This is a genomic window from Pseudomonas cremoricolorata DSM 17059 = NBRC 16634 (assembly GCF_000425745.1).
Classification (GTDB): Bacteria; Pseudomonadota; Gammaproteobacteria; order Pseudomonadales; family Pseudomonadaceae; genus Aquipseudomonas; species Aquipseudomonas cremoricolorata.
In genome coordinates this window covers 139,437-148,060 of the sequence record NZ_AUEA01000008.1, presented here as the reverse complement: position 1 = coordinate 148,060, position 8,624 = coordinate 139,437, and the positions used below count along the sequence as shown (strand labels likewise).

The 8,624-nt window shown below is 64.1% G+C and carries 6 protein-coding genes; 1 reads left to right on the top strand and 5 read right to left on the bottom strand.

All coding sequences use genetic code 11. From position 1 onward, the window contains the following. Positions 1-99: 99 nt before the first annotated feature. Both gabP and H618_RS0110760 read right to left on the bottom strand, forming a co-directional pair. Positions 100-1,497, bottom strand: coding sequence for a GABA permease (gene gabP, locus H618_RS0110765; RefSeq protein WP_028695075.1), 1,398 nt, complete (start codon positions 1,495-1,497; stop codon positions 100-102). Positions 1,498-1,852: 355 nt separating this feature from the next. Then, positions 1,853-2,860 carry a Fic family protein gene (locus H618_RS0110760; RefSeq protein WP_028695074.1) on the bottom strand — a complete coding sequence of 336 codons (1,008 nt, stop codon included), beginning with the start codon at positions 2,858-2,860 and terminating at the stop codon, positions 1,853-1,855. 614 nt (positions 2,861-3,474) lie between these two features. Here H618_RS0110760 and H618_RS0110755 point away from each other — a divergent pair. Then, positions 3,475-3,744, top strand: a complete 270-nt coding sequence (locus H618_RS0110755; RefSeq protein ID WP_028695073.1) for a hypothetical protein — start codon at positions 3,475-3,477, stop codon at positions 3,742-3,744. A 46-nt stretch (positions 3,745-3,790) separates the two neighbouring features. Here H618_RS0110755 and H618_RS0110750 read toward each other — a convergent pair whose 3' ends face one another. From H618_RS0110750 to yedA, 3 genes are all read right to left on the bottom strand, one after another. Next, positions 3,791-6,193, bottom strand: coding sequence for a DUF3772 domain-containing protein (locus tag H618_RS0110750; RefSeq protein ID WP_028695072.1), 2,403 nt, complete (start codon positions 6,191-6,193; stop codon positions 3,791-3,793). 73 nt (positions 6,194-6,266) lie between these two features. Continuing rightward, positions 6,267-7,595, bottom strand: a complete 1,329-nt coding sequence (gene rhlE1 / locus H618_RS0110745) for an RNA helicase RhlE1 (RefSeq protein WP_028695071.1) — start codon at positions 7,593-7,595, stop codon at positions 6,267-6,269. A 54-nt stretch (positions 7,596-7,649) separates the two neighbouring features. Next, positions 7,650-8,564, bottom strand: a complete 915-nt coding sequence (gene yedA / locus H618_RS0110740; RefSeq protein ID WP_028695070.1) for a drug/metabolite exporter YedA — start codon at positions 8,562-8,564, stop codon at positions 7,650-7,652. Positions 8,565-8,624: the final 60 nt, after the last annotated feature.

Below are 8,624 nucleotides of genomic sequence, written 5' to 3'. Positions count from 1 at the left end.
CTGTAAGGCAAATCTTCATCGTTTGAAGCGTGTTCGGCCAGGAAGGTTGACCTGCGAACGGCGAGCCGCCGTTCGCAGGTCAGGCACAGCGCGTCGACCTCAGCCGAGCGAGCCCACACCTACCGCACGCCGTGCATGGCTGCGGGTGGTGACGATGCCGAGGAAGGAAATCACGATGGCCAGGCCCAGGGTGGCGCTGACTTCGGCGCGGTGCGCCTCGGTGAACATCATCACGCCCAGGGCGCAGCTGATGAAGATGATCACCAGCCAGGTCAGGTACGGGAACAGCCACATGCGGAACTTCAGCTCGGTGTTCTCGCGCTCAAGGCGACGGCGCATGCGCAGTTGCGAGATGGCGATGACCAGGTACACCAGCAGCGCGATAGCGCCCGAGCTGGCCAGCAGGAACTCGAATACGCCCTTGGGTGCGAAGTAGTTGAGCACTGCGATGCCGGCGCCGATCAGGGTGCTGCCGAACACTGCTGCACGCGGTACACCGACCTTGCTGGTGCCCTTGAGCATGGCCGGGGCGTCGCCGCGCTTGGCCAGCGAGTACATCATCCGCGAGGCGATGTAGATCGACGAGTTCATGCAGCTGGTGACCGCGACCAGCACCACCATGTCGACCAGGAAGGCGGCGTGGGGGATGTTCATGATTTCCAGCGCGCGCTGATAGGAACCCACCACGGCCAGTTGCGGGTCGTTCCACGGCACCACGGAGATGATCACGAAGATCGACAGGATATAGAAGGTGCTGATCCGCCAGATCACCGAGCGCGTGGCCTTGGCGATGTTGCGCGACGGGTCGCTGGACTCGGAGGCGGCGATGGTCACCGCTTCCGTGCCGATGAAGCTGAACATCACGGTGATGAAGGCGCCGATCACCGCCGACCAGCCATTGGGGGCGAAGCCGCCCTTCTCGGCGATCAAGGTGCTCAGGCCGCTCACTTCGCGGTCTGGCAGCCAGCCCATCAGGGCCGAGAAGCCCAGGCCGATGAAGGCCAGAATCGCGGTGACCTTGAGAATCGCGAACCAGAACTCGAACTCGCCGTACTTGGCCACGCTGAACAGGTTGGTGCAGGCCAGCAGCAGCACCGAGGCGAGGGCGAAGATCCAGCTGTCGACCTGCGGGAACCAGGCGTTGAGCACGTGCCCGGCGGCCAGAGCTTCGATGGGAATCACCAGCACCCAGAACCACCAGTACAGCCAACCGATGGTGTAGCCGGCCCAGCGGCCGATGGCCTGGTCGGCGTAGGTGGAGAACGAGCCGGTGTCGGGATGGGCCACTGCCATCTCACCGAGCATGCGCATGACCAGAACCACCAAGGTCCCGGCCACGAAGTACGAAATGATGGTGGCTGGGCCGGCTGCCGCGATGGCGTGCCCAGAACCGACGAATAGTCCGGCGCCGATGATGCCGGCAATCGACAGCATCGTTACATGACGTGGCTTGAACCCTTGCGCAAGGGCATTGCCATCAGATCCCACGGTGTTCATTGATATTGTTCTCTTTTTGCTGACACAGGAAAGGACGGGCAGGCGTAGGCGAACATTTCTCCTTACAGAACAATGATTAACGCAGTACTCACGCGATTTTGTTGACGTTCTACACGCTATACCCGGCACTGCGCCAGCGAATTTCGGTGTCCATTTAAGCCCCCTCGGCCTGTGGGAAATTACGTGAGAACGTCTTGTTGCTGCGTGATTACGACGACGGTTATCCGATTGCGTCAGATGTCGCGATTGGCATGCCTGTTTGCGTCAACGGCTGTGACGCGGGTGGTGACGAGGAGCAGGAATTCGATTGGATGGGTGAGTCGGGGGAAGGCTTGCGGGTGGATGAGTGCTGTGGTCACACCCGACGGTACTGCTGGGCAGGGCTGCGAGGCGAGTCGGGATCGGTCATCTCGATCACGCCCGCGGCCAGTGCGGGTTTGAGGTAGTTCTTGTTGAACGTCGCCCGGTGTACCAGGCCAAGGCGTTGCATCAGTTCGCTGGCTTTGAACGCAACCCCAGGAGTCAGTACGGCCAACAGCTTCGCTACTTGGTCGCTTACTTGTACGTTTACTTGGTCGCTTACTTGTACGGTTACGTGCTCGCTGTCGCTGGCCTCGCGCAGCGCCAGCTGCAGCGCTTCAAGCATGAATACCACGAAAGGCGTGGCCTCAGCAGCCTGGTCTGCGCAGGCCAATGCTGCGTAGTAAGCCTCCTGCCGGGCGCAGATCACCGATTCCACTGGCAGGTAAGCTAGCACCGGACGCCAGCGGCTGAGAATCAAGGTTTGCCACAACCGTCCCATCCGCCCATTGCCATCAGCGAAGGGGTGGATGAACTCGAATTCGTAGTGGAAGACACAACTGTTGATCAACGGCGGCCAGTCACTGCTCGCCAACCAGCCCAGCAGATCCTGCATCAGCGAGCTCAAGCGACTGGCGGGAGGGGCCATATGCAACAGGCGTTGTTCTCGATAGATCCCAACGCCGCTGTTGCGCAGTTGGCCCGCGTCATCGATCAAGCCATGCATGAGCAGACGATGCGCGGCCAGCAGGTCGTTCAACTGCGCCGGATTCCAGCCCGGCATCGCTTCGTAGGCCTGGAAGGCGTTGCGCACTTCCTGAATTTCCCGCGGCAGCCCAAGCACACGTTTGCCATCCAGCACAGCCGTCACTTGCTCGACATCGAGGGTATTGTTTTCGATGGCCAGCGAGGCCTGGATGGTGCGAATGCGGTTGCCGCGCCGCAACTGCGGGGCCATGGCCGCTTCGCGCCTGGCGGTCAGCACCCCGACCTGCTCGCTGATGTCGGCGACCAGCGCGAGTATGCGTGGGGTGATAGTCAGTGGGGGCTGGTAAGACTTCATGGTTGGCACTCTGGAGCGCTGAGTATCGGAGCGCATCCTATCACTTGCGGGTTTGCTGGTAAGGCTTCAATCAGGCACGGGTTTTAGCCACTCTCATCTCCGCGGTGGGCTGCTCATGTCGCTAAAACCCATTTCCGAGTACACGTTCTGCCCTCATGTCGCTGGCAGCGACATGAGGGCAGAACGTGTCGCTGAAAAGCAGAAATAGCGACACGTCCGTCAAATGAGCTTGATGGCGCTGCGGTGCGATGGCGGTAGTCGCGACATTCTTCACTTCGTAGGCGGGCATCGTGACGAAGTGTCAGAGAATTCCGAATGTTTCTGCGAATGCTTCAGGTCCTGACGCTAGAGATTTATCCTACCGACGCTGCAGCCGTTTCAATATTGCCGGACAAGTTCATAGGGACTAGCTTCCCCAGGTCGCCCCGATTGGCGATGGGGTGTCAGAGCCCGGCTATGCCAAATGCCAGTGTTATGGCAGCCGTTCGCGGGCAGGCTTCGGCCTGGCCGGAATTTCCAGGGCTCGCCGGTCTCTCACACCGCGAACGGCTGCCACCCTGATTTTGTGAGAGGAATCTGTTTGGTAGCTCCTGTTCACTACTTGGAGCTCTGTCATGAACAATCCCATCCCCGACCCGCCCCGCAAACTCATCCACACCCCCTACTTGTCCATCCACAGCGACCTCAGCCCAGAGGATGCCCTGGCCTACGCCGCGCAATTGCTCCAGAGCATCGAAGACGTTCTCGACGAATACTGCCTGGCCAGTGCAGGCGCGCCCGGTGTGGGCATGCTGATAGGCGCTGCGCATGCGGCGCGTACCGGTCAGGCGTTGCTGGGGCATGCGTTGCAGCCACCCTCGCCCGCCCTCACTACCACGCCCTGAACGACAACGGCCCGTCGAAACGGGCCGTTGTCATCCATACCGCGCGTTACTCCGAGGGGTCGGCGGCCGGCGTGCCGTCCTGCAACAGCAACATGCTCTGCGGCGACGACAAGGCGATGCCTTCTTCGCGCAGGCGGCCGAGGATGGTGAACAGCAGGTCGCTACGGGCACCGGAGACTTGCCGCGGGCCAGCCACGTAGCCGCTCACCGACAACACCATGCCGGCGGCGGTGATGTCCTTGAAGCTCACCGACGGCGCCGGCGCGTCGAGAATGCCTTCGTGCTCGTGGTAAGCGTTCAGCAGCAGTTCGCGAACCTTGTTGGCATCGGTGTCCAGCGGCAGGGTCAGGGTGATACCGACCACGCCCAGGGCATTGCCCATGGTCACGTTGCGCACGTTCTGCGAGATGAACTGCGAGTTGGGCACGATCACCGTCGAGCGGTCGGACATCTGGATTTCCGTGGCGCGCACGTTGATCCGGCGAATGTCGCCCTCGACCCCGGCCAGGCTCACCCAGTCGCCGACCTTGACCGGCCGTTCGGTCAGCAAGATCAGGCCGGAAATGAAGTTCTGCACGATCTGCTGCAAGCCGAAACCGATACCCACCGACAGCGCACTGACCACCCAGGTCAGGCTGGTGAGGTTGATGTGCAGGGTCGACATCACCAGTGATGCGAGGAACAGGAAGCCGATATAGCCGACCAGGGTCACCAGCGAGGCACGCATGCCGGCGTCCATGTCGGTGTCCGGCAGCAGGCGTTCGCCCAGCCAGCGCTTGACCACACGAATGGCGAACAGCCCGCCGAAGAAGATCGCCACGGCGAGGAAGATGTCGGTGGGCACCAGGTTGAGGTTGCCGAGCACCTTACCGCCGCTGCCGTCCCATTCCCCCAGGCTCATCAGCAGTTCGCCGGGGCTGGTGCCGGACGGCAGGAAGGCGAACATCGCCGCGATGAACAGCATCAGCGTGCGACCCACGCCAGCAAGAATGGTGCTGGCCTGGGCCTGGTGGCGGTGTTGCAGCCCCAGTGCCGAAGCCAACGCCAGGCCACCGGGTTGACGCGGCGACAGCAGGTTTTCGCAGAGGTCGCCGAACACCGTGACCATCAGGTAGGCGCAGGTGGCGACCACGCTGATCCACAGCAGCTTGGCGGTGAGGAAGTAGGCCAGGGTCAGGAAGCCGGTGAGCAGCGCGACGATGATCACCAGCACCCACACCAGCATCACGAACGGAATCAGCCCGGCCAGCCCCGATGGACGCGGTAGGTCGTGCAGCCGGCGGCTGCGGCGGTAGCGCACCAGTGCGCCCAGGAACAGGCCCGAGACCACCAGCGCGGTGAGGCCGTTGCTGGCCAGGGTCAGCGCCAGGCTGGTGCCGATCACGCTGTTGATGCGCTCGACGGTGAGCAGCAGCATCAGCGCCAGGGCCAGCGCCTGCGGGAACCAACCCAGAGCACTGGCGATTTCATCGGGGATCGGCGGCAGGCGCCAGGACGGGCGTTGCAGCATCAGCATGGCGCGGCCAAGCCCGGCGATGAAGGCGCTGAACACCACCAGGGTGAGGATGTGATCGGTCAGGCTGGTCAGATCGGTGCTGAGTTCGGCGCTGGTTTCCAGGCCCCAGCGCACCAGTGACACCGCGCCACCGATGGTGCTCAGGGTCGCCAGGCTGACGCCCAAAGCCAGGGCGCTGCGGCGCAGGCGTCCTTCCGGCAGCCAACGCACCACCAGGTAGGCCAGGGCCTTTTCCAGCAGGCGGCGACCAAGCGTCCACACCAGTACGGCGGCCAGCAGGCTGCTGAGGAACAGCCAACGGTGCTCGGCGCTGAACGCGCTGGCCACGGCGTCGGCGGCATCGCTGCGCAGGGCACCGAGGCGTGCCACGTCTTCATCGGTGGGCTGGATCAGGCTCGACCAGAACGCCGGACTCAGCGGGCTGGCGGCGCGGCTGGTGATCTGCGAGTTGAACAGGCTGCGGCGCAGGTTGACGATCTGCGTCGACAGGTCTCGCGCCGACTGGGTCAGGTCGCTGGCCTGCTTCTGCTCGGTTTGCAGGGATTTTTGCTGGGCCGTGAGCTGCTTGCGCTGCTGGGTCAGGGTGTCGGGTTCATCGGCCTGGGGCGGGCCGACCACGCTCAGTTGATCGGCGACCCGCTGCACGTCGGTGCTGCGCTGGGTGGCGAGGTCGGCGGCCTGGCGCTGCACTTGCAAGGCGGCCTGGCGCAGTTGTGACAGCAGGTCATCGTTGGCGCTGCTGGTGACACCTTGGCGCACCTGATCGAGGCGCGCGCCGAGCTGCTCGAGGCTGGCGTTGTCCTCCAGGCTCTGCTGCTCGACCACCGCCGGGCGCGGCGCCGGATCGGCAGTGGCCGCCCAGGCGGGCGTGGCGACCCACAGCAACAGGGCCAGCAGCCCCATGCAGAAACGGTCAAGGCGGATGGGCCTCATCGGTTGGTCCTCTTTACGGTGTTACGTGTTGAATGAATTTAGGGCCCTGTTTCCATCGGTCAAAAGGGTTAGCTCAGGACTTGCCCTTCTTGCGCGGCCCACCATTGAAACTGGGCACCTTGCGCACCGGTTTGACCGCCGGCGCGTCCGAGCCGCTGCTGTCCATCCACTTGCCCAGACCGCGTTTGGCAGCCGATTCCTTGGGCTTTTTCGGCTTCTTCGGTTTCTTGATCACCTGGCCACTGGCATCGGTCTGCGGCACGCGGTGGTCGGGAATGAAATCGGGTTCGTCATGCCGCGGCAAGGTCTGGCGGGTCAGCACTTCGATGGCGGCCAGCAGTTGCACTTCATCGGCGCACACCAGCGAGATCGCCTCGCCGCTGTTGCCGGCACGGCCGGTACGGCCAATGCGGTGCACGTAATCTTCGACGACGATCGGCAGGTCGAGGTTGACCACCAGCGGCAGATCATCGATGTCCAGGCCACGGGCGGCGACATCGGTGGCCACCAGCACCTGGATTTCCCGCTGCTTGAAGCTGTCCAGCGCGCGCTGGCGGGTGGCCTGGGGGCGGTCGCCGTGGATGCCATCGGCCTTGATGCCCTCGCCCAGCAGGCGCTCGACCAGTTGGTCGACGCCGTTGCGGGTCTTGGCGAACACCAGCACCTGGCCCCAGCGCTTCTTGCGCAGCAGGTGGCAGAACAGATCGGCCTTGCGCTTCTTGTCGACCGTCACCAGCCATTGCTTGACGGTGCTGGCGGTGACGTTGCGCGGGCTGACTTCGATGCTAAGCGGGTCGTTCAGCGCAAGGCCCGCGAGCAGGCGGATCTGCTCAGAGAAGGTCGCCGAGAACAGCAGCGTCTGGCGCTTGCGCGGCAAGGCGGCGTACACCGCTTGCAGCTCTTCGGCAAAGCCCAGGTCGAGCATGCGGTCGGCTTCATCGAGCACCAGGGTCTGCACCTGACCGAACTTCAGCGCGTTCTGGCGAAACAGGTCGAGCAGGCGCCCTGGGGTCGCCACCAGCAGGTCGACACCGCGGCGCAGGCGCATCATCTGCGGATTGATGCTGACCCCGCCATACACCGCATAGGTGCTGACCGGCAGGTGTTCGCCGTAGGCACGCAGGTTGGCGTGAACCTGTTCGGCCAGCTCGCGGGTCGGCACCAGCACCAGCGCGCGGATCGAGTTGCTGGCGACCTTTTCCCCTTCCATCGCCAGACGCTGCAGCAACGGCAGGCCGAAACCTGCGGTCTTGCCGGTGCCGGTCTGCGCCGCGGCCATCAGGTCGCGGCCGGCCAGGACGGCAGGAATGGCCTTGGCCTGGATCGGCGTGGGGGTGGTGTAGTCCATCTGCTGCAAGACGCGCAGCAGCGGTTCGATCAGGCCGAGTGTGGCGAAAGTCATGGCAATACCGTCAGGGGTTCAGCGAAGCCGGCAAGTTTACCGCAACGCCCTGCCCTACTTGCACATTTTGCCCTCGACCGGCACCACCGGCGCACGCCGCCACTGCGGCAGGCCGATCAGCACCACCGCGCCGATGATCACCGCCATGGCCAGGCATTCCTCGACGCCCACCTGCTCGCCGGCGAAGACGATGCCGAGCAGCACCGCCACGGCCGGGTTGACGTAGGCGTAGCTGGTGGCCGCCGCCGGACGCACGTGCTTGAGCAGGTACATGTAGGCGCTGAAGGCCAGAATCGAGCCGAACAGAATCAGGTAGATCAACGCCCCCCAACCCGCGGCGCTGGGCGCCTGGGTCATGCGTTCACCGCTCAGGGCGCTGGCCAACAGCAGGATGGCGCCACCCCAGAGCATCTCGCAGGCCGCCGCCATGGTGCCCTGGGGCAGCGGCAGGCGCTTGCTCCACACCGAGCCGAACGCCCAGGCAGCCGCAGCGAAGAGGATCAGCACCGCGCCCATGGGGCTGGCTTGCAGGTTGGAGCCGAGGTTGAGCAGGCCGATGCCGGCCAGGCCCAGAAGAATGCCGGCCCATTCCAGGCGCGAGTTGCGGTAGCCGAACAGCAGGCCGAAGAGCAAGGTGAACAGCGGCACCGTGGCCACCGCCAGCGCGGCGACGCCGGACGACACCCCGGCGTGCTCGGCCAGGGTCACGCCGCCATTGCCGCAACTGAGCAGCAGAAAACCGATCGCCCCGGTCGCCCGCCACTGCGGCCAGTTCGGCGCCGGGGCGCCGCGCCAGCGCAGAAAGCCGTACAGCAGCGCGCCGGCGATGACGAAGCGCACCCCGGCCATCAGCATCGGTGGCCAGGATTCGACACCGATGCGAATCATCAGGTAGGTGGAGCCCCAGACGACATACAGGGCAAAGAACGCGCCGATCAACAGCAGCGGGAAACGACGGGGGGCGGACATGACTGACACTCGAAATCCGTTTACGGGTAGCCCAGTGTACGGCGCGGTATTACCTAGGCT